The following is a 24,230-nucleotide window of genomic DNA, read 5'->3' on the forward strand; positions in this document are numbered from 1 at the left end:
AATGGGCTGCCAACGAAATCAAAGCCGGTAAAACGCGGCGGCGTTCTCGCCGAACACGGCGTCGCGCTCCGCGTCGCTCAACGACGCGAGCAGCGTGGTCGCCACCGAATGCCACAGCAGATAGTCGCCGTTCAGTTCGAGCACGGGCCAGTCGCTGCCCCACATCAGCCGCGCGGGGCCAAACGTGTTCAGCAGGTGTTCGACGTAAGGCCGCAGCGTGTCTTCGGTCCAGCCGGGCGACGCCTCGGTCGCGAGTCCCGACAGCTTGCAGTGCACCTGAGGGAATGCGGCGAGCCGGGTAATCGCATCGCGCCACACCTCGTAGCCCGCCTGGCCGAAGCGGATCGGCGGCTTCGCGCCATGATCGACCACCATGCGCAGCGCCGGAAAACGCTGCGCGAAAATCTCGACGTACTGCACGTGACGCGCGTAGATCAGCGCATCGAACGCGAGGTCGTGCGCGATCAGCGCGTCGATCGCCGGCGTGAGGTCGGGGTTCGCGATCCAGCCGTCGTCGGGCAGGTCCTGCAGCATCGGCCGCACGCCCTTGAACTTCGGCTCGCGCGCGAGCGCCTCGATCAGATCGGGCGCGTTCGGCAACAGCAGCGGCACCCACCCGACCACGCCCGCGATCGACGGCTCGTGCCGCGCGATGTCGAGCAGGTAGCGGGTTTCGTCGAGCGTCGGCGCGGCCTGCACGACCACGGTCCGCTCGATGCCGGCCTGTTCGCGCAACGGCTTCAGATCATCAGGCCCGAACGGCCGGTAGAGAATTTTCAGCTCGGGCGTGAGCCACTCGTAGTCGCCCCGCGCGGGGTCCCAGTAGTGCTGGTGAGCGTCGATCGGCATGGTCGGTTCAGTCCTCGGGCGCGGGCGCGCGGGGGTCGAGCAGGCCCGCGGCGCGCAATGCAGACCACAAGGCCGCGGGGATCGGCTGCTCGAACGACGCGACGTTCTCGCGCAATTCATCGGCACTGCGCGCGCCGGTCAGCACGGTGGCGACCGCCGGATGCGCATACGGAAACTGCAATGCGGCGGCGGCGAGCGGCACATCGTGCGCTCGGCATACCGCCTCCAGACGCGCGACGCGCTCGATCACCTCGGGCGGCGCGGCGCCGTAGTTGAACTTCAGATCGCCTTCGACGCCGCGCGCCAGAATGCCCGAATTGAACGCGCCGCCGAGCAGAATGCTGACACCGCGCGCCTCGCAGGCGGGCAGCAGGTCATCGAGGGTGGTCTGCTCGAGCAGCGTATAACGCCCCGCGAGCAACGCGCAATCGATATCGCACTCGGCCATCGCGTCGAGAATCACCGCCCCTTCGTTGACACCGAGGCCGACCGCCTTGATCGCGCCGGTCGAACGCAGGCGCTCCAGCGCGCGGAAACCGCCGCCTTCGGTCAGTTGCCGCCAGTAGTGCGGATGCTGGTCGCCGTGCGTGACGCGGCCGATGTCATGCACGAGCAGGATGTCGATATCGATGATGCCGAGGCGCTGCTGGCTGTCCTCGAACGAACGCAAAATGCCGTCGTGCGTGTAGTCGTAGATCGCTTCGAACGGCAGCGGATTCTGCCAGCCTTCGCGGTCGTCGAATGGCGACGTGCGCGGCACGAAGCGGCGGCCGACCTTGGTCGACAGCACATATTCGCCGCGCGGATAGTGGCGCAACGAGGCGCCGAGCCGATGCTCGGCCTTGGTGTTGCCGTAATGCGGCGCGGTGTCGAAGTAGCGCACGCCCGCGTCCCAGGCGGCGGCGATGGTCGCATGGGCCTCCTCGTCGGACAGGTCGCGGTACAGGCCGCCGAGCGGCGCCGTGCCGAGCCCTAGCCCGCTCACCTGCAACGAGCCGCGGCCGATCCGGCGCCGTTGCCCGATCCTGGATCCGATCGATGCCGACATGAGCGTGTCTCCCTATTTTGTGGTGTTTTTACCATGCGACGTGCCCAATGGGCAGCCAAAAAAGGCGCGCCTCGCTCACGCGTGCACTCATTCACCAATGAACGTATTATTCATATTCGAATTTTTCCAAGTCAAGAAAACTGCGCGACGCGACGCCCGGGGGTTTTCCCTGGACAGCAGACATTCAGTTCGCGAAACGCTGCGCGCGCGCCAGATAATAAGAAATCCCGACGAGATCCCCTATCCTCACGATGGACGCCGAAGACAAAGACGACGACCGCTACCGCGCCCCCGCACTGGATAAAGGCCTCGACATTCTCGAGCTGCTGTCCGAGCAGAAGGAAGGACTCACGCGCGCCGAAATCACGCGGCAGCTGGGCCGCAATGCGAGCGAGATGTACCGGATGCTCGAACGCCTCGTCGCGCGTCAATACGTGGTGCGCTCGGCGGCCGGCGACCGCTACTCGCTGAGCCTGAAGCTGTTCGCGCTCGCGCACCGTCATCCGCCGATGAACCGGCTGATCGCCGAAGCACTGCCGCTGATGCAGCGCTTCGCCGACGCAGCCGAGCAGTCGTGCCACCTCGTCGTCTACGACCGCGGCAACCTGCTGGTGATCGCCCAGGTCGACGGGCCGGGCACGTGGGGCATGTCGGTGCGGCTCGGCTCGCGGGTCGGACTGATCGACACCGGCTCGGGGCGCGTGATGCTCGCGTTCCAGAGCGTCGAGCAGCGTCAGCAGATGCTTGCCGAGCACACCAAGGTGAAGGGCGAAGTGACGCTCGATCGCGACGCGCTGGAGGAGGCCTGCGAACGCATCCGCGCGGCGGGCTTCTGGCAGAAGGACAGCCAGCAGACCTTCGGCGTCACCGACGTGACGTTCCCAATCCTCGCGCCGTCGGGACAAGCGATCGCGGTGCTCACCTGTCCGTATCTGCGGCGGATCGACGAATACGTCGCGCCGACGCTCGAAGCGGCCACCACGCTGCTGCGAGACACGGTGCAGGCGCTGTCGATGTTCCGCGAGCAGGCCGCGTGATCGACAAGGTGCGCGACGACGTTCGTGCGGCTGCACCCACGCGCACTTGGTTTAGAATGGCGGCCCTTCCAAAATACCGCCGCATGACGGGCTCATGCGCGCGCATCGATTGAGCAATGGCCAAACTTCTGACCGATTCCGAATTCCAGCGTTTTTCCGAACTCCAGCAGAAGCAGTCGAGCTTCACGATCACCGCGGCAGAAGCCGACGAACTGCGCGACATCGTCGCTCACGCGCAGAAGCGCCGCGACGACCGCGCCGCCGCGATGCAAAGCATCGAGACTTTCATCCAGCAATTCGACATCACGCCCGACGAGCTGTTTTCGCCCGAGCAGATCGGCGAAGCGGCGCGTACCTACGGCCTGATTCCGGCCGCGCGCAAGGAGCGCGTGCTGCCGCCGTCGCTGACGTTCAACGGCAAGCCGTACCAATGGACCACCCGCCCGCTGCCCGATGAAATTCGCGTGCCGCTGTTCGACGCGTTCAAGGGCGGCGAGTCGGTGAAATCGTTCATTTCGACGCTGAAGGACGCGAACCGCTGCGCCGCGACGATCGCGCGGCTCGAACGCGAAACCGGCGCGGTGTATGCGCAGGCATGGCTCGATGAGCTGTCGGTCACGCGCGCGCAGGTCGATGAGGCGGCGCAGAAGCTGGCGGCGTGAGGTGATGAAGCCGTGCGTTGAGCGGCTCTCGACGTAAGCCGCTCAAACCCCCGGCTGATTCTGCGCGGCGGACTTCGGCTCCGCCCCCGCCGTTTCATCGAGCGCCATCCGGAAGCCGACCACGCCGGGGTCCTCGGTCCGCGTGACCGTGAAGCCGCTGGCCTTTGCCAGCGCGATCATCGCGGTGTTCTCGCGCAGCGCCTCACCGATCAGCCAGTGCGTATCACGCGCCCGCGCGTACGCAATGATCCGCTCCATCAGCAACCGGCCGAGGCGGCGCCCCTTCTGGTCCGAGCGCACGGTCACCGCGAATTCGGCTGTCTCGTTGTCGGGATCGGCCACCGCGCGCACCACGCCGAGCGTCTGCGCGACGCCGTCTTCGTTCTCGACCGTCGCGATCAGCGCCATTTCCCGGTCGTAATCGATCTGCGTCATGCGCGCGAGTTGCGAGTGGTCGAACGCGCCGACCGCACCGAAAAAACGCAGCCGCAAATCTTCCGGCGTCATCGCGTTCACGAACTCGCGATGCGCGTTTTCGTCTTCCGGGCGAATCGGCCGTACCGTTATACGCATACCCTGCCAGTCGATCGTTTCCTCGAAGCGGCGCGGATACGGCACGATCGCGAGACGGCTGCGCTTGCCGCCGACCCGCAACACCGGATCGACCACCCTCACGCGGTCCTGGTAGACCCTCAGCTTCAACGACAGGCCGACGATCTCGCGCACGTCGCAAACCGCTTGCGACAATGCCGTCAACGCGGCGAGCGTCGGCTCCGGCGTGACCAGCCTCGCGTATTGCGAACGGGTGACGATATCGCGCGCGAGCATCGGATTGAGCGGCGGCAGGCCATACACGTGCAACCCGATGGAAACGCCGTCGATCGGCGGCGCGGCGAAGCGGAACACGGGGCCGAAGTTGTCGTCGTCGTGCAGTTCAACGGCGACGTCGACGATGGGTTTTGTCGCGCTGTCGGCATCGGCGCACGGCGCAGCGGGGCCCGGCGCAGTGGCGCCCCCTTCTTCCGCACCCTCCACCTGCAACCCGAATCGCGCCAGAAACCGCGCCGCCGCGTCCCCGGCGAGCTCGCTTTCGCCCCCCGCCAACGCTTCGCGAGCCTGCGCCTGGGCGGCGTCGATCGACTCGGGAATCTGCGCGGGCAGGCCTTCCGGCGTTTGCATCAGCAATTCGCGACCCAGCCGGTAATCGACCAGACGGGCGAACGCGCGCGCGAGCCGCTGCGGCGTCGTGTGCACCGGGATGCCCTGCGCATGCAGCGCGTCGCGCCTCGCCGCATCGACACCGCCGAAGAAGCATGCGAGCAGCCCGCGATACGCAAAGCGCTGATGCTCGATCAGCGCCTGCGCGACGTCGTCGACGGGCGCGCCATGCGTCGATGCGTGCACCACGACGGCGGTGCCGGTCTCGCGATACTCGCCGAGCAGCTTCAGCGCGGTGCCGAAGTGCTCAGGACGTGCGCCGTCGCCGAGCAGCAGCGGATTGCCGCCCACCGCGAGCGGCAGCGCTTCGCGCAGCGCGTCCGACGCCGCGGCCGGCCACGGCGCGAGCAGGCCGCCGGCGGCGCTGAACGCGTCGCGCGCGAGCGTCGCGAGACCCCGGTCGCTGGTAATCAGCGTCGCGGTGGCGCCCGCCGCCACGCGGCCGACGCCGAGCGTTTCGATTTCGTCGAGCAGATCGTCGAGCGCGTCGACGCGCACGAGGCCCGCGCGCCGGAACGCCGCTGTATAGAGACCGTCGGCGGGATCGTCGCGGCCGGAACGCAGCGCGAGCACCGGCTTGTTGCGCGCCGCCGCGCGCGCGGCCGACATGAACTTGCGCGCCGCCCGCACGCTGTCGAGTTCGACCAGGATCGCGCGGGTGCCGGGGTCGCTCGCGAGATAATCGAGCACGTCGCCGGCATCGACGTCGGCCTCCGCTCCGAGCGCCACCGCGTGCGAAAAACCGAGCCCGCGCGCGCGTGCCCAGCCGAGCACCGCGTTGGTCAGCGCATTCGACTGCGACACCCAGGCCACGCCGCCCGCCTTGACCGTGCAAGACGGCGCGCCCAGATGTGCGCCGATTGCCGGCGACACCACGCCGAGACTACCCGGCCCGACGATGCGCAACAGATGCGGCCGCGCCGCCGACAGCGCGTGCCGCAGTTCGAGCCGGTCTTCATCGCTGCGCACTTCGCCGACGATGATCACGGCGCGCGTGCCCATACCCCCGAGCTTGTGGATCAACGAGGGCCATGTCGCGGGCGGCGTGCAGATCACCGCGACGGTGGGCGCCTGCGGCAGATCGCTGACGTCGGAGATCACCGGGTGCACGCCGAGCGTTGCGTGCTTCGGATTGACCGGCCATAGCGGGCCGTCGAAGCCGCCTTCGAGCACGCGCGCCCAGACCATCGCGCCGATGCTGCCCGGCCGTTCGGACGCGCCGATCACGGCGACGGATTTCGGGCGAAACAGGGCGTCGAGATTGCGAACGGTCACGGTCGCTCCATGCGGTTGGACAGGAATTGGAGCCGGCTTCGCGGCGGGGCAGGTGGTTCCGTCAGCATAGGCGAAGTCGCGCGCTGCCGCCGGGACGTCGTGGCGACCGAAAAGAAAAAAGCCGCGTCGATCGACGCGGCTTTTTAGCTTCGAAAACAGCGGACTCGCCGCTTTACATCGCCTTCCTGAACGGCGCCCCCGAGTGCTCGCGCAACTCGTTGAACACGATCTTCGGCCACGCCTTCTGCGCGACCTCGATCTCCGACACGTGCGAGGCCAGATAGGTCGGCGCATCGGACGCATCGAGCGCGATTCGCGCCGAGTACGAGTCGGTGAAGCGGCGCAGCTCGGCCGGATCGTCGCAGGTCACCCAGCGCGACAGCCGGTAGCGCGCCGGCGCCATGCGCACGTCGACCTTGTATTCAGTCGACAGACGGTGCGACACCACTTCGAACTGCAGTTGCCCAACCGCGCCGAGAATCATCAGACCGCCCGCTTCGGGACGGAACACCTGGATCGCGCCTTCCTCGCCGAGCTGCTTCAGCGCTTCGCCGAGCTGCTTCGCGCGCATCGGATCGACCACTTCGACGGTCTGGAAAATTTCCGGCGCGAAGAACGGCAGGCCAACGAACTGCAGCTGCTCGCCTTCGGTCAGCGTATCGCCGAGACTGAGCGTGCCGTGATTCGGAATACCGATGATGTCGCCCGGATACGCCTCGCTCACCGTCTCGCGACGCTGCGACAGGAACGTGACCACGTTGTTCGCACGGAACGTCTTGTTCGAGCGCGTGACCTTCACCGCCATGCCGCGCTCGAAACGCCCCGAGCACACGCGGATGAACGCGACGCGGTCGCGGTGCGCGAGGTCCATGTTCGCCTGCACCTTGAACACGACGCCGGTGAACTTCGACTCTTCCGGCTGCACCGGACGCTGCACGGTCATACGCATCGACGGCGGCGGCGCGAGGTCGACCAGCGCGTCGAGAATTTCCTTCACGCCGAAGTTGTTGATCGCCGAGCCGAACAGCACCGGCGACTGCTGCCCGGCGAGGAACTGCTCACGGTCGAATTCGGGCGTCGCGCCGCTGATCAGATCGATCTCTTCCTTCGCACGCACCCACGCGTGGCCGAAACGGCGCTCGCCTTCCTCGTCGCTCAGTGCCTGCAGCGTTTCGACCGCGCCGCCGGCCGTATCCTGGCCGGCGCGGAACACCCGCACCTGATCGCGCTGGACGTCGTAGACGCCCTGAAAATCCTTGCCCATGCCGATCGGCCACGTGAACGGCACTGCCGCCACGCCGAGGTGCTGCTCGATTTCGTCGAGCAGTTCGAGCGGCTCGCGCACTTCGCGGTCGAGCTTGTTGATGAACGTGACGATCGGCGTCTTGCGGCTGCGGCAGACTTCAAGCAGCTTCAGCGTCTGCGCTTCGACGCCGTTCGCGCCGTCGATCACCATCACGGCGGCGTCGACCGCGGTCAGCACGCGGTAGGTATCTTCGGAAAAGTCCTCGTGTCCCGGCGTGTCGAGCAGGTTGATCACGCAATCGCCGTACTCGAACTGCATCACCGAGCTCGCGACCGAAATGCCGCGTTGCTTTTCGATCTCCATCCAGTCGGACGTCGCGTAGCGGTTGCTCTTGCGGCCCTTCACCGTACCGGCGATCTGGATCGCGCCCGAAAACAGCAGCAGCTTTTCGGTGAGCGTGGTTTTACCCGCGTCCGGGTGGGAAATGACCGCGAACGTGCGGCGGCGTTTGAGTTCGGAGACTGACATCGGGTCTGGCGGTCACGGAAAGGGGTTCGGGCGGTTCCCGGCGGCTTCGGGCGGCCGGTATGCCGCGCGTGGCGGGGCGGCGTCGAGCTGCGGGAGTCGGGCGCGGGCCGGAATCGGCCGGCACTGGTTCGACAATGCGGGAATCGCTGGTGCAAAAAACGGCGCAAGGTGCGAATGATACACGTCTGGCGCGACGGCCGGGGGAAAGGGCCGCGGCTCCGGACGGGGCGACCGCGCAAGCGTCCCGCGCCGCGCATGCCCGCGGGCAAAGGTGAGTGTTTTCGGGACTTGCGGCGGCGGATATGATTCGCGGCCAAAGGTGAGGATCGCGAAGCGCATGCACGCACCTGCCGCGGCGCACGCACCACAACCGCGATGTGCGGGAAAACCGCGGTAACGCGTCGCAACGCTACGAAGAGGCTCCGGCTCGACGCCTGGAAACGCCCGCCGGCAAAGGCTGGCGCGGGTTTGCGGCGAGCTGTGAGGAGCGGCGCGACACGATGGTGATTCGCACCCGCGGCGGTGCGTCGCGCGACAAAGCCTGGCTCACCGAAGCATCCCGCGAGCTTCGAATGCATCGGTGAATCTCGCTGTACACGTCCAGGCGTCACGCAAAGGTGAGCGTTTTCGGGACCTTCGCAACGGTGCGGAGCGAGTCAAACGACGCATCACTTCAGAGAACACGGACGCATCGGCATCCACGGCGAAATTCAACCTTCGATCAGAAACCGCTCGCGATTTTTCCCGACGAGCCAGGCCGGCGAGCGTCCACGGCCGCTCCAGGTTTCGCCGGTCTTCGGATTGCGGTACTTGGCAACTGCCGTCGCCGACGACTTGCGGCGCGGCTTCGGCGCGGCGCTCGTGAAGCCGAGTTCTTCGGCGGTCAGATCGTATTCGGCAATCTTCTGCTTGATATCGGCGATAGCTTGCGCGACTTCCTTGTCGCGCGCGGCTGCGACTTCCTTGTGAAGTTTTTCGAGTTGCGCAGTCAACTGTTTGTAAGAGGCCATGCCGGTGCTCCCCCTCGGTTGGACGCACTGCGATGAATCGCGATGAATGGTTAGCGGACACTATCAGACGAATAAATCACAGGATAGTGAATCACGCGGCCGAGCGCAGGCGCGAAGGCCGCGCTCAATCGTCGATCGCATCGTAGACGCGGCGTTCGAAGTCGATGGCCATCGGGAACGGGTCGATCGAGCGGCGCTGGATCAGCATCAGGCCGATCATGTTCTCGACCGGATCGGCGAACCAGCTCGTGCCGTACGCGCCGGGCCAACCGAACGAGCCGAGCGAGCGATAGCCGAGCGGCAATTGCTGCGCCGGATCGTCGACGATCGATAGTCCAAGGCCGAATCCCTGCCCCGCCCAGATCACGTGACCGAACGCAGGCAGGCGGCGCTGGTCGCGGCTCAGGAAATTGCTGCGCATCAGGTCGACCGAGCGATGCGACAGCAGCCGCGTGCCGCCGACCCGGCCGCGCCCGAGCAGCAGTTGCGCGAATTGCAGATAGTCCTCGGCGGTCGAGACCAGCCCGCCGCCGCCGCTCTGAAAGCGCCGCGGATTGGCCCAGCGGCTCGCCGCCGCATGATCCTCGACCACGCGACGCCGCGTTCCCGGATCGATGTTGTACGCGGTGGCGAGGCGAGCAAGCTGCGCGTCGGGCACCCAGAACGCGGTGTCGCGCATGCCGAGCGGCTCGAAAATGCGCGTGCGGAAAAACTCGCCGAGCGGCATGCCGCTCACGCGTTCGATCAGCACGCCGAGCACGTCGGTCGCCACGCCGTAGTGCCAGCGCGAGCCGGGCTGGAACATCAGCGGCAGTGCGGCGATGCGCGCGAGCCACGCGCTGTTGCCGCCGCTCGCCTCGAAGCCGTTGAAAGCCGCTGAGTAGGCTTCGGCGAGCGGGCCCGTCGCCGTGAAGTGATACGCGAAGCCCGCGCGATGCGTGAGCAGGTCGAGCACCGTAATCGGCGCGCGAATCGGATCGGTCTGGTCGAGCGGGCCGCTCGGATCACGCAGCACGCGCGGCGCCGCAAGCTCGGGCAGCCACCGCGAAACGGGCGCATCGAGCGCGAGGCGGTCTTCCTCGATCAGCATCATGATCGCGGCACTCGTCACCGGCTTCGTCATCGACGCGATGCGAAACAGCGTGTCGCGCTCCATCGGCAGTTGCGCGGCTTCGTCGCGTAGGCCTATTGGTTCGAAGTAGCCGATCTCGCCGCGCCGCCATACGAGCGCCACCACCCCCGCCACTTCGCCGCGCTCCATGTAGCCCTGCATCGTGGTGGTCACCCTCGCGAGCCGGGTCGCGGCAAGCCCTGCTATCTGCATGTTCGTCCTGTGTCGGTAAAAGAAAGCGCGCGCGCCCATGTCACTTTGGCGATCAACCGAAAGATACAACCGGTCCGCTGAAAGCGCACACGACGGCTTTCCTGATTGCCGATTCCGATTGGCGGACTTAGTGACGACACTCAGGCTTTCTGCCGTTTTTCCAATGCGCAGAGCGCGGCATCGAGGCGTTTGACACGGGTTGCCTGCGCCGGCACGATAACCGCGCCGGAAACGTGCTGGAGGCGGTTTCGCCAGTAAGACAACGGAATACGGTCTTCCGCGGAAATATGGGAAATTATCTGTTCGAGATGCTCGATATCTTTTTCGAGTTGCTGATGATTCATTGCTTTCCCCGGATTCTATTGAATTAGTGTTGAAGCAAAAAAATCGAAAGCATAAGTCGCGTTGGCCCGCGCGACCCGAACTAATGCCCGCCAGTAGCGGGAAAATCTTCCCCTTCATTTTCTGCGCCGGAAAAAACCGGCAGTTTCTTCTCGCCGGGTTAAATTCCCAACGGTTTAAAAAGAATACTGCTGTCAAATTTCACGTTCCGTTGCCTGCCGCACTGAACTTCCTTGGACACCCCGAAGGTAAAGATAAATCGTTGTCGGGGCGCAAAGGATAATCGGTGTACGGCGACTCAACGTTGTAAAAAAGCCGCGTGCGGCGTACTTAACCCAGTTCGCATGCTAATCGCGGATCGGACCCACATTAGGCACATGAATTTATGACAGCCATGTGGTAATCGCAAGCGTATCGGGACTTGACAGGGAATCACCCGGAACAGGTGAAAAAACCAATGCCGCCTGCGAATGGAACTGCCGCGCGCGCCGGCGTTGCACCGGCGCGGCTAAAGGTGCTTACTTCGCGGTCGCGCGGCACGCGTAGATCAGGCTCAGCGTGCCGCCCTGGCTCGACTGCCGCACGACGTCGAACGCGCCATTGCAACTGGCGGCCGCCTGTTGCGAGCACGAGTCGGAACCGACCGGGCATTGCACGAGCGTGGTTAAGCGGCCGTCCGGCAGGAACAGCGGCGCGCTGCTGCTACACCCGCCAAGCGCGACGATCGCGCCGACGGCCAGCATGATGCTCGAGCGGCGCGGGAAGAAGGAAAGGCGTTTCATGGAGACCCCGGTCACGTCTTGTTTTTCGATCTCGCGATTGTGCCACGCTGCCCTCGTGCTGCGTCAGTTCGCGCCGCGCGGCCGGGCGGGCGCGGCGCGTCAAACGTCGATGCCGTGCGCGGCGATCTTCTTGTACAGCGTCGCGCGGCCCATGCCGATCTGTTTCGCAGTGTCGATCACGCGGCCGCCGTTCGCGCGCAACGCGTCGCACAGAAAGCGCTTTTCGAAGGCGGCCATCGCGTCGCTCCACGAAGTGGGTTCCGCGGTGGCAGCAACGTCCACGCTGGCCGCCGCGACGGACCGGGTCCGCGTCGACGCCGTCGCGTCACCCTGCCCCGAGCCGATGAACGGCGCAAGCACGCGCGCATCGATGCGTTCGCTGTCGGACAGCATCACGGCGCGCTCCAACGTGTTGCGCAGCTCGCGCACGTTGCCGGGCCAGTCGTACGCGCACAGCAGACGCAACGCGTCGTCGTGTAATTCGAAGTGGCTGCCGCCGCCCGCCTGCGCGGCCAGATCCTCGAGCATCGCGTACGCGAGCGCCTCGATGTCGGAGGGACGCTCACGCAGCGCGGGCGCAAGGATCGTCAGCACGTTGAGCCGGTAGTAAAGGTCCGCGCGAAAACGTCCGGCCGCGACGAGCGCGGGCAGATCGGCCGAGGTCGCCGCGATGATCCGCACATCCGCACGCACGACGCGGTTCGAGCCGAGCGGCTCGAACTCCTTGTCCTGCAGCACGCGCAGCAGCTTGCCCTGCAATGGCAGGGGCATGTCGCCGATCTCGTCGAGAAACAGCGTGCCGCCGTTGGCGAGCTCGAACTTGCCGACCCGCCCCTTGCGATCCGCGCCGGTGTACGCGCCGGGCGCGGCGCCGAAGAATTCGACTTCGAGCAGCGTGTCGGGAATCGCCGCGACGTTGACGCTGACGAGCGGCTTATGCGCGCGCGCCGAGCCGCCGTGAATCGCATGCGCGAGCAGTTCCTTGCCGGTGCCGGTTTCGCCGAGCAGCAGCACCGGCGCTTCGAGTTGCGCCGCGCGCCGCGCCTGGCGTTTCACTTCGAGCGACGCCGCGCTCGTGCCGACGAAGCTGCCGAATGTATAGCGCGCGCGGCGCGCCTGCGCGAGCGACTGGCGCGTCGCGATCAGCTCCTGCTGCAGCCGCGAGTACTGCGAAAACAGCGGCGACAGCGCTTTCAGCTCGTCGAACAGCGCGAAGCCGACCGCGCCGATCGTCGCGCCGGCATCGTCCTTCAGCGGCAGACGCGTGACGACGAGCGGCTCGCGATCGGTCTCCATGATGTCGAGCAGGATCGGCTTGCCGGTGTTGACGACTTCGCGCATCAGACTGTTCGGGATCACCGCTTCGCAATCGCGGCCGATCGCCTGTTGCGGGTCCGAAAAGCCGAAGCGCGCCGCATACCGTTTATTGATCCAGACAACGCGCGCTTGCCCGTCTACGATGAAGGTGCCTTCACTGAAGTTTTCGAACGTGCGAAACAGCGATTCCATCGCCCGACGCAGCACGTCGTCGTAGGTGGCGGGCAGGCCCGTCCAGTCGGTCATCATGCTGTCGTTGTCTCCACTTATCGTTTTGTTTGCAATCAGTCTCAATCGCTAGACAAATTTATCTCCAAACAGAGACAGGCGACAGGCCTTATCCATCGTGACTTACCCTGGTTTCAGGTGATCTTGGCCGGATTGCAGTCCCGTTTCGGAGACACCTGGGTACAATCCGCCAACGATGCCTCGGGCCGCCGCTGTACGCCCGCGCCAGGCGCCGCAGCGCTTCAGCGGACAAACGCCGGGCATGGCATGGAATCTGCATTTCGACCGCGCCGCGCTGTCGCTTGATCAGGACGGCAAAAAAGGTAGAACAACTAGGCTATGGAGACTCAATGACCTTTCTCATCGTTATCGCCGCGCTGGCGTTTCTGATGTTGGCCGCGTATCGCGGCTACAGCGTAATCCTGTTCGCGCCGATCGCGGCGCTCGCCGCCGTCCTGCTCACCGAGCCCGCCGCCGTCGCGCCGGTCTTCACGAGTATTTTCATGGACAAGATGGTCGGCTTCGTGAAGCTGTACTTCCCCGTGTTCCTACTCGGCGCCGTGTTCGGCAAGGTTATCGAGCTGTCGGGCTTCTCCGAGTCGATCGTCGCGGCCGCGATCCGCTATATCGGTCGCTCGCGCGCGAACGCGGTGATCGTCGCGGTGTGCGCGTTGCTCACCTATGGCGGCGTGTCGCTGTTCGTCGTCGTGTTCGCGGTCTATCCGTTCGCGGCCGAGCTGTATCGCCAGAGCAACATTCCGAAGCGGCTGATGCCCGGCGCGATCGCGCTCGGCGCGTTCTCGTTCACGATGGACTCGCTGCCCGGCACGCCGCAGATCCAGAACATCATCCCGACGACGTTCTTCAAGACCACCTCGTGGGCCGCGCCGACGCTGGGCGTGCTCGGCTCGCTGTTCATCATCGTGGTCGGTCTGACGTATCTGGAATGGCGCCGCCGCGGCGCGATGGCGACCGGCGAGGGTTACGGCACCGAACTCGTCAACGAGCCGGAGCGCGTCGAATCGAAAGAACTGCCGCATCCGCTGCTGGCGATCGCGCCACTCATCGTAGTCGGCGTCGCGAACTTCTTGCTGACGCGCTGGATTCCGACCTGGTACGGCCCGTCCTTCACGGTCACGCCGGAGATCCTGCCGGGCCTGCATGCACCGGTCGAAACGAACGTCAAGGCTCTGGTCGGGATTTGGGCCGTGCTGGGCGCGCTGCTGCTCGGCATCATCATCGTCATCGTGACGGCGTTCGGCCGCGTCAGCCACCGCTTTGCGGTCGGCACCAAGGCAGCGGTGGGGGGAGCGCTGCTGGCGTCGCTCAATACCGCGTCGGAATATGGCTTCGGCGGTGTGATCGCGGCGCTGCCGGGCTTTCTCGTCGTCAGCAATGCGCTGAAAAGCATTCCGAATCCGCTCGTCAATGCCGCGGTGTCGGTCAGCACGCTGGCGGGTATCACGGGTTCGGCATCGGGCGGTATGAGCATTGCGCTCGCCGCGATGTCCGATACGTTCATCAAGGGCGCGCAGGCCGCGAATATTCCGCTCGAAGTACTGCATCGGGTGGTCGCGATGGCGAGCGGCGGCATGGATACGCTGCCGCACAACGGCGCGGTGATTACGCTGCTCGCGGTGACGGGTCTCACGCACCGGCAGTCGTATCGCGACATCTTCGCGGTCACGGTGATCAAGACGCTCGCGGTGTTCTTCGTGATCCTGGTGTATTACACGACCGGCCTCGTGTGAACGTCGAACCGGAAAGCAGCACTTTGATCTGATAGATCCGCATTAGTCCCACCTCGACAGACCGCCGACGAAGCACGAGGATGGAGGCGTCAGCGCCCAATGTAGCAAGGGCAGGCTGACCCGAGTAACAACGGCGTTTAACGGCCCGTCCTTATCCGGACGGGCTATTTTTTTCAGCGCGCGATTCCTGCGCGGAAGGTGAGGAAATCCGGGAGCGACGTCAACCACAGCGAGCGTGCCGCCGGACGCCGCCTAGCCCGCGCCCGCGTCACCCGCATGACAAAACCCGAACGCAAGCCGCGCCGCCGAGGGGCATGAAAAATGCAGCCGTCGCAACGAGGAGTCGCGTTAAACTGGTTGCTCGCTCCGCAACCGCGAATGCACTAAACCCGGGCGAGATCGAGACTGAGGCAGACGCAACACGGCACGACGACGCGGCAGACGGCACGCCATCCGCCCCGTACAATGGCTCCATCACCAACGCAACAAGGACAACTTCGATGCGCATTACCGGGTCCTCCGGGTCAATGGCCCTGCTCACCGAATACGACGACGCAACGGCGCGCGAACTTCGCTCGCTGCGCCTCGAATCGACCGAAGACGGCAAAGGCATCCTGCTGATCGAGGTCGATGAGCGCAAGCCGGGCATACATCGTGAAGTGCGCTACGAAATCACGCCCGCGGAGCTGATCGCCGCGATCCGCGCGCATGGCGCCGAGTTGCCGGGCGAGCAGCACAACCATCGTCAGTGAAGCAGGCGCGCGGCGTGTTACCGTCGCGTGACTCGTCAGCCTCCCCGCGCCGGTGGCGTCGCGCTTCGACGCGGCAGCGCGGAATTGTTCGCATTGGGCGCGCCCGCGTGCGTCGCCGTGCTTCCGCTTGTTGCGCTCGAACCGCCAATCCCCGCTTTCCTACGGGTTTTTGCAAGCGCTTTCGCGCCTCTCGTCGAGCCTGCTTACCCGGCCTTCTACCACTTGTCACACGCGGTTGCCACGCTTGTGTAACGGGGCATGTGGCCTCATATGCAGACCTGACTGCAGCCACAAGACGGGCCGATTTCCAGGTCGGTTGCACGTCTTGAAAATACGTCCATAATCCTTGCATTCCCCTTTGCGTTCCTTACCGCGCTGCGCCCGCAAGGGCCGCGGATATTAAACCGATGCTACATGACCTCGTCGCGCAATATGGACCGGCGCTCGTCTTCGCGAACGTGCTAGCCGCCGCGCTCGGGCTGCCGGTGCCAGCCATGCCGTCGCTCGTGCTGTTCGGCGCGATGGCCGCGATGCACCCCGGCTCGGTCGGCACGCAGTTGCTGCCGGTCCTCGTGCTGTCGATCTTCGCGACGCTGATCGGTGACAGCGCGTGGTACGTCGCGGGCCGCATCTACGGCGGCAATACGCTGAAGACGATCTGCCGGCTGTCGCTGTCGCGTGACACCTGTGTGAAAAAGACCGAGCGCTTCTTCGGCCGCTGGGGCGTGCGCGTGCTCGCGGTCGCGAAGTTCGTGCCGGGCCTGTCGATCGTGTCGATCCCGATGGCCGGCGCGATGGGCACGCGCTACCGCACCTTCCTCACCTACGACGGCGTCGGCGCCGCGCTGTGGTCCGGCACCGGGCTGATCATCGGCGCGCTGTTCGCGCGGCAGATCGACATGCTGTTCGCGATCGCCGGGCGGCTCGGGCGCACGGCGGCGCTGGTCGTCGTCGCGTTGCTGGTGCTGTACGCGGCGTACCGGTGGATCCGCCGCCGTCAGTTGATTGCGAAGCTCGCGTCCGCGCGCATCGAGGTCGACGAACTCGCGAAGCTGTACAAGGCTAATCAGGCACCGGTCGTGTTCGACATCCGTTCGCAGGAGAAGCGCAAGCTCGATCCGTTCGTGATTCCAGGCGCGCAATTCGCCGACGAACGGCAACTCGACGGCATCGTCGCCAGCTATCCACGCGATCAGAAGCTCGTGATCTACTGCTCCTGCCCGAACGAGATTTCCGCGGCATGGATGGCCAAGCAACTCACCGAAGCCGGTTTTTCCGACGTACTGCCGCTGCGCGGCGGCATGGAAGCCTGGCGCGACTCCGGCAAGCCGGTCGACTCGCTGCCCGAAATGCCGCCGCCGGAAGTCACCGTCGACGATATCGCGCCCAAAGCCGTCTAGTAGAAATCAGCGGCGGCATCGTCCGCGCGAGGCGCGCGGCACGGCTCGTCCCGGCGTGTGAGCGCGCATTGCGTTGCCTTGCGTTCAATCGTGCTATGAACATCGAAGGAGCGGTTCAATGCTTTCGACTCAGGACGTTTCGACTCAAGAAGTGGAAGGACAGCAGGGAGTCGTCGCCGACGCGCCGTTTTCTTCGCTGTCGACGCGTTTGCATCAGATGTTTCCGGAGCTCACTTGCGCCGAGATCGACCGGCTGCGCCGCTTCGGCGAGATCGGTCGCTGGAAGTCCGGCGAGTTGCTGTTCGAGACCGGCCACACCGGCCCCGGCATGTTCGTGCTGCTCAAAGGGAGCGTGAAGGTCTATCAGCGTGACGGTATCGGCCGCGAGCACGTGATCAGCGAGCGCGGCGCCGGGCATTTCCTGGCCGAGGTCGGGCAACTGTCGGGCAAGCCCTCGCTGGTGAACGGCCTCGCGACCAGCGCCGTCGAAGCGCTGCTGATTCCCCCCGACCGGCTGCGCGCGCTGATCGTCGCCGAAGCGGAACTCGGCGAGCGCATCATGCGCGCGCTGATTCTGCGGCGCGTGTCGCTGATCGAAAAGGGCGCGGGCGGGCCGATCCTCGTCGGCAACAGCAATGACCCGCGGCTCGTGATGCTGCAAGGCTTCCTGTCGCGCAACGGCCATCCGCATTCGGTGATCGACGAACGCGACGAAGACGCGCTGCGGCTGATCGAGCAGTTCGCCGCGCAGCGCGAGGACCTGCCGCTCGTGATCTGCCCGGACGGCACGGTGCTGCGTCATCCGAGCATGCCGGAGCTTGCCACTCGCTTAGGTCTGCTGCCCGATCTCGACGACACGTACGTATACGACGTCGCAATCGTCGGCGCGGGACCGGCCGGACTCGCCGCCGCGGTGTACGCGGCCTCCGAAGGGCTGTCGGTGATCGTGCTCGACAGCCGCGCACCGGGCGGCCAGGCGGGCGCGAGCTCGCGCATCGAAAACTACCTCGGCTTTCCGACCGGCATCTCGGGCCAGGCGCTCGCCGGCCGCGCGTTCGTGCAGGCGCAGAAGTTCGGCGCGCACGTTGCAATTCCGGTCAGCGTGCAGGCGCTGCATTGCGGGCAGTCACCTTATCGGCTCGAAACGAAATGCGGCGGCCACATCAGCGCGCGGACGATCGTGATCGCGAGCGGCGCCGTGTACCGGCGCCCTGCGCTCGACGGGCTCGAGCGCTTCGACGGACGCGGCGTCTACTACTGGGCGTCGCCGGTCGAGGCGAAGCTGTGCAAGCGCCAGGAGGTCGTGCTGGTGGGCGGCGGCAATTCGGCCGGCCAGGCGATCGTCTATCTGGCAACACACGCGGCCAAGGTTCACGTGCTGATCCGCCGCAGCGGTTTCGAGGCAACGATGTCGCGCTATCTGATCGACCGCATCCGCTCGCTGCCGAACGTGTTCGTGCATCCGAATTCGGAAGTGGGCCGGCTAGAGGGTGATGAGGACGGCCTCGTGTCGGTCGCGCTGAAGCGGCCGCTGCCCGACGGCGTCGATCACTTCGACACGCGGCATCTGTTTCTCTTCACCGGCGCGGACCCGAACACCGAATGGCTGCGCACCTGCGGCGTGCAGCTCGACGCGAAAGGGTTCGTGCTGACCGGCATCAGCGCGGACGGCTCGGCCACCGCGTGCGATCTCGGGACTACGGTCGAAGGGGTCTATGCGATCGGCGATGCGCGCGCCGGGTCGACGAAACGCGTAGCCGCGGCGGTCGGCGAAGGCGCGGCCGTAGTCGCGCAGATTCACCAGTTGCTGGCGCAGATGAGCGGGGAAGAGGTGGCGCTCGGTGCGTGAGTCTCGGTGCGGTCTTTAGCGCATCGTCTCTACCGCATCCGTCTTCAGTGCAACGCGGCCCACGCGAGCGACACCGAGAACACGCCGAGCACGATCGACGCGCCGCGCTGCACCCTCGCCGGTTCGAGCCAGCCCAGTCGGCCTCTGCCGAGCGCTGCGCCGAACGCGATCCACGCGAGTGCGATCGGCGCGGCGAGGCACGCGAACATCGCCATCGCGAGCAGATAAGCGGGCAAATGCATGAACGCGGCGCCCGGAAAGATCGTGCCGCCGAACAGCAGCCCTTTCGGATTGAGCAAAGTCGCGACGAACAGCGCGCGCACGCTGCCAGCGCGTTGCGTCGAGCCGGGCAGTGCCACCGCCGCGCGCCACATATCGAGCGCAAGCCACGCGATATACACGCTCGCGGCCACGCGCAGCAGCGACGGCAGCCACGGCCACGCTTGCGCCGCGTGCGCGAAGAAGCGTCCCCACGCGGAGATCGACACCAGATAGCCCGCCAGTTCGGCGGCGATCAGCGGCAGCGCGCGGCGCAAACCGGCGCGCAAACCGGCTGCCGCCAGTAGCGTGTTGGTGGGGCCGGGCGTCACCAGTACCACGATGATGCCGGTGGCCAGCAACGTGATCTCGGTCGCAGAGAGCATAAAAAAAGCGCACGGTGAGTTACACAGTGCGCCTTTGTAGCACAGACAGCTCGATGGCTGCGCCGAAGCGGACCCGCCGGTTCAGCGGTCCGCTCAGCGCTCCAGCTTCGCGCGCAGCTCGCGCGCGGCCTCCAGCAGTCCTTCATACCCCGAACGCGCGTGCTCCGGCAGATCGGGATCACCGACCAGCGCGCCGAGCGTTTCGATCAGACTGTACACAATGCCTTTCGCTGCGCCCGACGCAATGCCACCTGACGACATCTGCTGATCGACGTGACTGAGCGCCGCGTCGAGCTGCTCGATCTCCGGACGATCGTCGGAGGGCGGCTTGGGAGGAACGTCTTGCGTCATGATCGAACACCACTCCTTTAAGAGCATCGGTAAAGTTGTTATATACCGATCGTGCGCCGCCGTCTATTCGTGTTCGGCGCGACGGCGATCCACGTCAAGGCGTCCAGCGATACATCAGCAGCTTCGCGCGCGCGTCGTCTTCGACCAGCACCACGTACTCGCCGTTATCGCGCTGCACCGCGCTGATGCCAAGATACACGTCGACCCAGCCGCTCGTGCCGCCGACGCTCGCGCCCGGCGTCATGTAACCGACCGCCGTGCCGTTGCGCGCGTCGTAGACGTCGATGCGATCGGTGTACAGCTCGGCGACGAAGATATAGTTGCCCGCCACCGCGACGCCGACCGTGGTGGTCTGCGGATCGCTTTGCGTGTTCCACGGCAGCGAGACCGTGTAAGTCAGGGTCGGCGTGCCGCTGCTCCAGTTGTCGTAGCGCGCCAGCATCGGTCCCGCTTCCTTCCAGTGCGTCGGGTCCCACGGAATCGCGCTCGTGAAACCGGACAGATACATCGTGTCGGTCGCTGCGACATAGACGAGCCGCGCGAGCCGTGTGAACGGCGCGGGCATCGCGAACAGCTTCGCACTCGCGTACGTGTAGATCGGATTGCCGGCGGAGTCGAGACCTTGCAGCGGCATCTCGCGCACGCCGCTCAATGGCGTGGCGAGCCACACGTTGCCGGAATCGTCGACCCACCAGAAGCCGTTGCCGACCGTGCTGCCGGTCGACGGATTGCCGCTGATCTCGCTCGCATCGACGGTGCCATTGCCATTGCTATCGCGCCACAACCATTCGCCGTAAGTTGGTTGCGCGGCGGGCCAGCTGCCCGGCAGCGGATTCTGCGCAAGCATCCCCGACGGAATCGCGATCTCGCCATGCGCGGCATCGAAGCGATAGACGTTCAGGTAGTGCGCGCCCGGATCGAGCGTATAGAGAAAACGCTGGCCTTTGAATCTGCGCACCATCGGTTCGCCGCGCACGCCGCGCGGCTGGTGAAACGCGGGGTCGTCGGGGTAAGCGAAGCGATCGAACGTGAACGCCGCGTAGGACCATTCGTGGCCGAACGGCTGCCGGTAATCGAGCGTGAAGCGCTTCGAGCCCGTGTAGATTGAAGCCGGCGTGGCCGGATCGAACGCGGCGCTATCGACGAAAGTCAGGCCGTAGAGCCGCCAGTTGAGCACGCGCGTGCCGTACACGTAGCTCTCCAGCACCGCGCCTTGCCCTACCGATGCCGAGCCCAGCGCGCGCGGTCCTTCGCCGTTTTGCGCGACGTACAGATTGCCGGCCGCATCGACGCCGATGCCGGTGATGCCGTTGAAACGCGTGTCACCGGGCACGCCGCGCACCGGGTGAAAGATGCCGTTGCGCGTGCCGATCGACGTGCCGGCCTGCATCTGGCCGCCCGCGCCTTTGTTGAACACGAGAATCTGCTGCGAAACGCTGTTGTCGGCGACCAGCAGCTGGCCGGATGGCGTGACCGTGAGGTCGGTCGGCACGGTTCTGGCGGGCAGCGCCAATGGACCGGCGAGCGCGGTGCCGTCGGCGCGGTAGTGCAGGATGCTCAGGCTGCCTGTGCCGAAGCCGCTGATGATCCACAGCGTCGAGTCGGTGTCGATCGCGATGCGCGCGGGCGACGCAACGCTCCACGAACGCAGAGGCTCCATGGATTGCGCGTCGTACACGACGATCCGGTTGCCGTAGGTGTCAGCCACATAGAGTTCGCTGTCGGTCGCGGCGAGGCCGCGAATGCCCGCGTCGATGCCGGTCTTCACCGTATGTACCGCGACGAAACTGTTCTTCGTCGCGTTCGCGCTATTGCCGATGCCGCCGGAAAACGGCGCGCCGGCGGCGAGATTCGCGAGCGTGCGTCGCGTGATGCCGTACCAGGTCTGATTCGCCGGCGGATAGTCGGCGCCGACCAGCGCATTGCTCTCGTTGCCGATCGACATCGCCGCGTACAGGTACGTGTGATTCACCGCCACCGCGTCGCCGCCGGCCGCGCCCCAGCCGTGCGTCGAACCGGCGACCGCGAGCTTGTCGCCCGCACGATAGGCGGCGATTTCGCTGCCGCTTTCGTCCCACGGCGCATTTGTATAAACGGTGCCATTGGCATCGACGCTAATGGCCTGAATATCCTGCTGCATCCATTTGCCGTCGCCAAATCCGAAACTATTACCGATCCATGAAGTCGTGTAATTCAATTGGGATTGGGCGGAGACATTCGGGGAAATTAGGTTATGGATTAGAACCACGGCCAGGCCAAGACGGGGCAAAAGCTTCACGGCGGTCGATCCTTGCTAGGCGCGAAGCACGCACGATAAGGCAGACCGGCGTGCTTCGCCTGTACGAGAGTTGGCGTTTTATCCTCTCACATAAAAATAGCAAACTTATTGATAAAAAATGATAATTGAATGCCGCCACATCCAATTCCATTCCATTTGCATCGATTTACGTTTCCAACAAAATCTTTACTTCACGAATCCGGTAAAAACCGGTTCCGTAAAAGCTCACCGGCCGGAGATTCAGGCGCTTTTTCTGCTCCTGTAAATCCTCACCTCGAGCGCGATGCGCATCAGGTTCGCGCCGCCCGGCGACGCACGAAGATCCGTCGCGTCAGACCGAACGCGACCAGATTGCCGGCCAGCACGAGCAGCAGACCGACCACCGCGAGCAGTGACCAGCGGTAACCCTCGAACAGCGTGGACGCCGCGAGCGCGACGATCGGAAACAGCACCGTGCAGTAGGCGGCACGCTCCGGGCCCATGCGGCCGACCAGCATCAGGTACGCCGTAAAGCCGATCACCGAGCCGAACACCGCGAGATACGCGAGCGCGCCAAGATAGCGCGCCGACGGTTCAACCGCGAACGAATAGCCGGCGAACAGACTACCGAGCGTCAGGACAGCCGCGCCGATCAGCATCGCCCAGCTATTCGTCGCGAACGGATGCAGGCCCATCGACTGCATGCGGCTCGACAGCAGGTTGCCGGCCGAGAAGCACAGCGTGCCGAGAAACGCGACGCCGAGTCCGAGCCATGCGGTGTGATCGCCGAGATGCCCGGCCATCTGCTGCATGAACAGACAGACGATGCCGACGAGCCCGAGCAATGCGCCCGCAATCGCGCTCGGCTGCAGCGGCCTGCCCATGAACAGCCGTCCGTTGATCGAGTTCAGCAGCGGCGCGGTCGAGAACACCACCGCGACGAGCCCGCTCGGCACGATCTGTTCGGCGTAGTAGAAGCACAGGAAATTCAGGCAGAACAGCGCGAGTCCCTGCGCGGCGAGGTAGCGCCAGGCTCCGCGCGGCGGCCAGATCGGCCGGCGCATGATGCGCAGCAGCGCGAACAGCAGCAGCGCGGCGATCCAGAAACGCCATGCAATCGATACCGGCGGCGGCACCGCGCCGAGTTGCCATTTGATCGCGATCCACGTGGTGCCCCAGATCAGCACGGTGACGGCATAAAGCAAAAGATTCATGGTCGGGCCTCGGACTGCAATGACAGGCTGCCATAACGCGCAGCATTGACGATAGTTCGACTATGCAACCGCGCCGCCGCCCGCAATTGTCCAAACTTGCGCACTTTTTCGTGGCAATGAGCGGCCAGACTGGCCGCGCCGTATACTGGCCGCTCAACCCTACGCATCACCGGAAAACCTCCGCTCGCCGCCGTGACCGCCAGCCCGTCCGCCCCCGTGATAGCCGCCGCCGGCATGCCTTTTGGCCTGCAGTCGGTCTGTCACACGCTCGCCAGTGCGAATGCGCATCTGGACCGCTTCGCGTGGCTCGGCGACGGACTCGCGATCGCGCTATGGACCCGCGACACGAAGGAAGCCGAGACCATCTACGAGCGGCCCGGCCATCACACGCTGTCGTGCTATCTGGACGGCGGCTATCGCACCGAGCGCCAGAAAATGCCGGGCCACTACGGCGCGCCGTCGCGGCTGTGCGCACTGCCCGGCGATCACGAATCGCGCTGGTGGGTGCGCGGCCATATGCACTTCATGCACCTGTACTTCCTACCCGAGCACTTCACGCGACGCGCGGTACAGGAGCTCGACCGCGAGCCGCGCGAAATGACGCTCGCCGATCGGACCTATTTCGAAGACCCGCGCATTGCGAGTCTGTGCCAGGCGCTCGTCGACGAGGAGTGGGAAAATCCCGACGGCCTGCTGCGCACCAACGAGACCGCGCACGAAGTGCTGAGCCTGCTGTTGCGCGGACAAGGCGTGCGGCGCGCGAACGTGGCGCTGAAGGGCGGGCTGTCGGCCGCGACGCGGCGCCGCCTGCGCGACTATATCGACAGTCGTCTCGCGCAGCCGTTGACGCTCGGTGAGTTGTCGGGTGTCGCGGCGCTGTCGGAGTTTCATCTCGCGCGGATGTTTCGCGAGTCGTTCGGGTTGCCGCCGGCCGCCTGGATCGCGCGGCAACGGCTCGATCGCGCGCGCACGCTGCTGCGCACGACGACGTTGCCGCTTGCGCAGATCGCCGAGCAATGCGGCTATGCGAACGCGAGTCACTTTAGCCACCGGTTTCGCGAGGCTGTCGGGGTGACGCCGAGCGGGTTCCGGCAGGCTATCGGCGTTTGAGTCTCACGTTTGAGTCTCGCGTTCGAGTTTCGCTTT

The 24,230-nt window shown here is 65.5% G+C and carries 20 protein-coding genes; 7 read left to right on the top strand and 13 right to left on the bottom strand.

The genetic code is table 11. From position 1 onward, the window contains the following. Nucleotides 1-18 precede the first annotated feature (18 nt). Both AB3X86_RS08295 and AB3X86_RS08300 read right to left on the bottom strand, forming a co-directional pair. Nucleotides 19-849 carry an amidohydrolase gene (locus AB3X86_RS08295; RefSeq protein ID WP_368595585.1) on the bottom strand — a complete coding sequence of 277 codons (831 nt, stop codon included), beginning with the start codon at nucleotides 847-849 and terminating at the stop codon, nucleotides 19-21. A 7-nt stretch (nucleotides 850-856) separates the two neighbouring features. Then, nucleotides 857-1,897 carry an aldo/keto reductase gene (locus AB3X86_RS08300; protein WP_368595586.1) on the bottom strand — a complete coding sequence of 347 codons (1,041 nt, stop codon included), beginning with the start codon at nucleotides 1,895-1,897 and terminating at the stop codon, nucleotides 857-859. Between the two features lie 251 nt (nucleotides 1,898-2,148). On the opposite strand from AB3X86_RS08300, the gene AB3X86_RS08305 reads away from it, so the two are divergent. Together AB3X86_RS08305 and AB3X86_RS08310 are read left to right on the top strand one after the other, a co-directional pair. Beyond that, complete coding sequence (locus AB3X86_RS08305; protein ID WP_176366385.1) at nucleotides 2,149-2,934, top strand: IclR family transcriptional regulator; 786 nt, start codon at nucleotides 2,149-2,151, stop codon at nucleotides 2,932-2,934. Nucleotides 2,935-3,050: 116 nt separating this feature from the next. Next, the gene (locus AB3X86_RS08310) at nucleotides 3,051-3,596 is read left to right on the top strand and encodes a hypothetical protein (RefSeq protein WP_013092899.1); all 546 of its coding nucleotides are present in this window, start codon (nucleotides 3,051-3,053) and stop codon (nucleotides 3,594-3,596) included. Between the two features lie 42 nt (nucleotides 3,597-3,638). Here AB3X86_RS08310 and AB3X86_RS08315 read toward each other — a convergent pair whose 3' ends face one another. From AB3X86_RS08315 to AB3X86_RS08345, 7 genes are all read right to left on the bottom strand, one after another. Next, entirely contained in the window at nucleotides 3,639-6,089 is a 2,451-nt protein-coding gene (locus AB3X86_RS08315) for a GNAT family N-acetyltransferase (RefSeq protein WP_368595587.1), read from the bottom strand. Nucleotides 6,090-6,261: 172 nt separating this feature from the next. Beyond that, complete coding sequence (locus AB3X86_RS08320) at nucleotides 6,262-7,863, bottom strand: peptide chain release factor 3 (protein WP_176107139.1); 1,602 nt, start codon at nucleotides 7,861-7,863, stop codon at nucleotides 6,262-6,264. A 710-nt stretch (nucleotides 7,864-8,573) separates the two neighbouring features. Further along, nucleotides 8,574-8,873: an H-NS family nucleoid-associated regulatory protein gene (locus tag AB3X86_RS08325; protein WP_176120804.1), complete on the bottom strand. Its 300-nt coding sequence runs from the start codon at nucleotides 8,871-8,873 to the stop codon at nucleotides 8,574-8,576. Nucleotides 8,874-8,997: 124 nt separating this feature from the next. Beyond that, on the bottom strand, nucleotides 8,998-10,197 hold the full coding sequence (locus tag AB3X86_RS08330; RefSeq protein ID WP_368595588.1) for a serine hydrolase domain-containing protein: 1,200 nt from the start codon (nucleotides 10,195-10,197) through the stop codon (nucleotides 8,998-9,000). 140 nt (nucleotides 10,198-10,337) lie between these two features. Beyond that, on the bottom strand, nucleotides 10,338-10,541 hold the full coding sequence (locus AB3X86_RS08335) for a hypothetical protein (RefSeq protein ID WP_018438439.1): 204 nt from the start codon (nucleotides 10,539-10,541) through the stop codon (nucleotides 10,338-10,340). Nucleotides 10,542-11,057: 516 nt separating this feature from the next. After that, nucleotides 11,058-11,321 (bottom strand): hypothetical protein, encoded by a 264-nt coding sequence (locus AB3X86_RS08340; RefSeq protein ID WP_176378836.1) that lies wholly within the window; start codon nucleotides 11,319-11,321, stop codon nucleotides 11,058-11,060. A gap of 99 nt (nucleotides 11,322-11,420) precedes the next feature. After that, nucleotides 11,421-12,887 (bottom strand): sigma-54 interaction domain-containing protein, encoded by a 1,467-nt coding sequence (locus AB3X86_RS08345; RefSeq protein ID WP_368595589.1) that lies wholly within the window; start codon nucleotides 12,885-12,887, stop codon nucleotides 11,421-11,423. A gap of 329 nt (nucleotides 12,888-13,216) precedes the next feature. Here AB3X86_RS08345 and AB3X86_RS08350 point away from each other — a divergent pair, with 329 nt between their 5' ends. The 4 genes from AB3X86_RS08350 to AB3X86_RS08365 all read left to right on the top strand — a co-directional run bounded on the left by AB3X86_RS08350 (nucleotide 13,217) and on the right by AB3X86_RS08365 (nucleotide 18,618). Beyond that, complete coding sequence (locus AB3X86_RS08350) at nucleotides 13,217-14,617, top strand: GntP family permease (protein ID WP_368595590.1); 1,401 nt, start codon at nucleotides 13,217-13,219, stop codon at nucleotides 14,615-14,617. A gap of 500 nt (nucleotides 14,618-15,117) precedes the next feature. After that, complete coding sequence (locus AB3X86_RS08355) at nucleotides 15,118-15,369, top strand: hypothetical protein (RefSeq protein WP_008921056.1); 252 nt, start codon at nucleotides 15,118-15,120, stop codon at nucleotides 15,367-15,369. Between the two features lie 407 nt (nucleotides 15,370-15,776). After that, nucleotides 15,777-16,769: a DedA family protein/thiosulfate sulfurtransferase GlpE gene (locus AB3X86_RS08360; protein WP_176107133.1), complete on the top strand. Its 993-nt coding sequence runs from the start codon at nucleotides 15,777-15,779 to the stop codon at nucleotides 16,767-16,769. A gap of 118 nt (nucleotides 16,770-16,887) precedes the next feature. Then, the gene (locus AB3X86_RS08365) at nucleotides 16,888-18,618 is read left to right on the top strand and encodes an FAD-dependent oxidoreductase (protein ID WP_368595591.1); all 1,731 of its coding nucleotides are present in this window, start codon (nucleotides 16,888-16,890) and stop codon (nucleotides 18,616-18,618) included. A 44-nt stretch (nucleotides 18,619-18,662) separates the two neighbouring features. Here AB3X86_RS08365 and AB3X86_RS08370 read toward each other — a convergent pair whose 3' ends face one another. From AB3X86_RS08370 to AB3X86_RS08385, 4 genes are all read right to left on the bottom strand, one after another. Beyond that, nucleotides 18,663-19,262 carry a LysE family translocator gene (locus AB3X86_RS08370; RefSeq protein ID WP_368595592.1) on the bottom strand — a complete coding sequence of 200 codons (600 nt, stop codon included), beginning with the start codon at nucleotides 19,260-19,262 and terminating at the stop codon, nucleotides 18,663-18,665. 93 nt (nucleotides 19,263-19,355) lie between these two features. Next, nucleotides 19,356-19,613: a hypothetical protein gene (locus AB3X86_RS08375; protein WP_176107130.1), complete on the bottom strand. Its 258-nt coding sequence runs from the start codon at nucleotides 19,611-19,613 to the stop codon at nucleotides 19,356-19,358. 94 nt (nucleotides 19,614-19,707) lie between these two features. Further along, the gene (locus AB3X86_RS08380; RefSeq protein WP_368595593.1) at nucleotides 19,708-21,891 is read right to left on the bottom strand and encodes a hypothetical protein; all 2,184 of its coding nucleotides are present in this window, start codon (nucleotides 21,889-21,891) and stop codon (nucleotides 19,708-19,710) included. Between the two features lie 290 nt (nucleotides 21,892-22,181). Next, nucleotides 22,182-23,084 (bottom strand): DMT family transporter, encoded by a 903-nt coding sequence (locus tag AB3X86_RS08385; protein WP_368595594.1) that lies wholly within the window; start codon nucleotides 23,082-23,084, stop codon nucleotides 22,182-22,184. 234 nt (nucleotides 23,085-23,318) lie between these two features. Here AB3X86_RS08385 and AB3X86_RS08390 point away from each other — a divergent pair, with 234 nt between their 5' ends. Continuing rightward, nucleotides 23,319-24,194 carry a helix-turn-helix domain-containing protein gene (locus AB3X86_RS08390; protein ID WP_368595595.1) on the top strand — a complete coding sequence of 292 codons (876 nt, stop codon included), beginning with the start codon at nucleotides 23,319-23,321 and terminating at the stop codon, nucleotides 24,192-24,194. Nucleotides 24,195-24,230: the final 36 nt, after the last annotated feature.

This window comes from Paraburkholderia sp. BR14374, assembly GCF_040948685.1.
Taxonomy (GTDB): domain Bacteria; phylum Pseudomonadota; class Gammaproteobacteria; order Burkholderiales; family Burkholderiaceae; genus Paraburkholderia; species Paraburkholderia youngii.

What these genes read in the sequence shown, in the direction of transcription:
- AB3X86_RS08295 (WP_368595585.1), bottom strand. Translation starts at nt 849, where the DNA reads ATGCCGATCGACGCTCACCAGCACTACTGGGACCCCGCGCGGGGCGAC.
- AB3X86_RS08300 (WP_368595586.1), bottom strand. Translation starts at nt 1,897, where the DNA reads ATGTCGGCATCGATCGGATCCAGGATCGGGCAACGGCGCCGGATCGGC.
- AB3X86_RS08305 (WP_176366385.1), top strand. Translation starts at nt 2,149, where the DNA reads ATGGACGCCGAAGACAAAGACGACGACCGCTACCGCGCCCCCGCACTG.
- AB3X86_RS08310 (WP_013092899.1), top strand. Translation starts at nt 3,051, where the DNA reads ATGGCCAAACTTCTGACCGATTCCGAATTCCAGCGTTTTTCCGAACTC.
- AB3X86_RS08320 (WP_176107139.1), bottom strand. Translation starts at nt 7,863, where the DNA reads ATGTCAGTCTCCGAACTCAAACGCCGCCGCACGTTCGCGGTCATTTCC.
- AB3X86_RS08325 (WP_176120804.1), bottom strand. Translation starts at nt 8,873, where the DNA reads ATGGCCTCTTACAAACAGTTGACTGCGCAACTCGAAAAACTTCACAAG.
- AB3X86_RS08330 (WP_368595588.1), bottom strand. Translation starts at nt 10,197, where the DNA reads ATGCAGATAGCAGGGCTTGCCGCGACCCGGCTCGCGAGGGTGACCACC.
- AB3X86_RS08335 (WP_018438439.1), bottom strand. Translation starts at nt 10,541, where the DNA reads ATGAATCATCAGCAACTCGAAAAAGATATCGAGCATCTCGAACAGATA.
- AB3X86_RS08340 (WP_176378836.1), bottom strand. Translation starts at nt 11,321, where the DNA reads ATGAAACGCCTTTCCTTCTTCCCGCGCCGCTCGAGCATCATGCTGGCC.
- AB3X86_RS08345 (WP_368595589.1), bottom strand. Translation starts at nt 12,887, where the DNA reads ATGATGACCGACTGGACGGGCCTGCCCGCCACCTACGACGACGTGCTG.
- AB3X86_RS08350 (WP_368595590.1), top strand. Translation starts at nt 13,217, where the DNA reads ATGACCTTTCTCATCGTTATCGCCGCGCTGGCGTTTCTGATGTTGGCC.
- AB3X86_RS08355 (WP_008921056.1), top strand. Translation starts at nt 15,118, where the DNA reads ATGCGCATTACCGGGTCCTCCGGGTCAATGGCCCTGCTCACCGAATAC.
- AB3X86_RS08360 (WP_176107133.1), top strand. Translation starts at nt 15,777, where the DNA reads ATGCTACATGACCTCGTCGCGCAATATGGACCGGCGCTCGTCTTCGCG.
- AB3X86_RS08365 (WP_368595591.1), top strand. Translation starts at nt 16,888, where the DNA reads ATGCTTTCGACTCAGGACGTTTCGACTCAAGAAGTGGAAGGACAGCAG.
- AB3X86_RS08370 (WP_368595592.1), bottom strand. Translation starts at nt 19,262, where the DNA reads ATGCTCTCTGCGACCGAGATCACGTTGCTGGCCACCGGCATCATCGTG.
- AB3X86_RS08375 (WP_176107130.1), bottom strand. Translation starts at nt 19,613, where the DNA reads ATGACGCAAGACGTTCCTCCCAAGCCGCCCTCCGACGATCGTCCGGAG.
- AB3X86_RS08385 (WP_368595594.1), bottom strand. Translation starts at nt 23,084, where the DNA reads ATGAATCTTTTGCTTTATGCCGTCACCGTGCTGATCTGGGGCACCACG.
- AB3X86_RS08390 (WP_368595595.1), top strand. Translation starts at nt 23,319, where the DNA reads ATGCCTTTTGGCCTGCAGTCGGTCTGTCACACGCTCGCCAGTGCGAAT.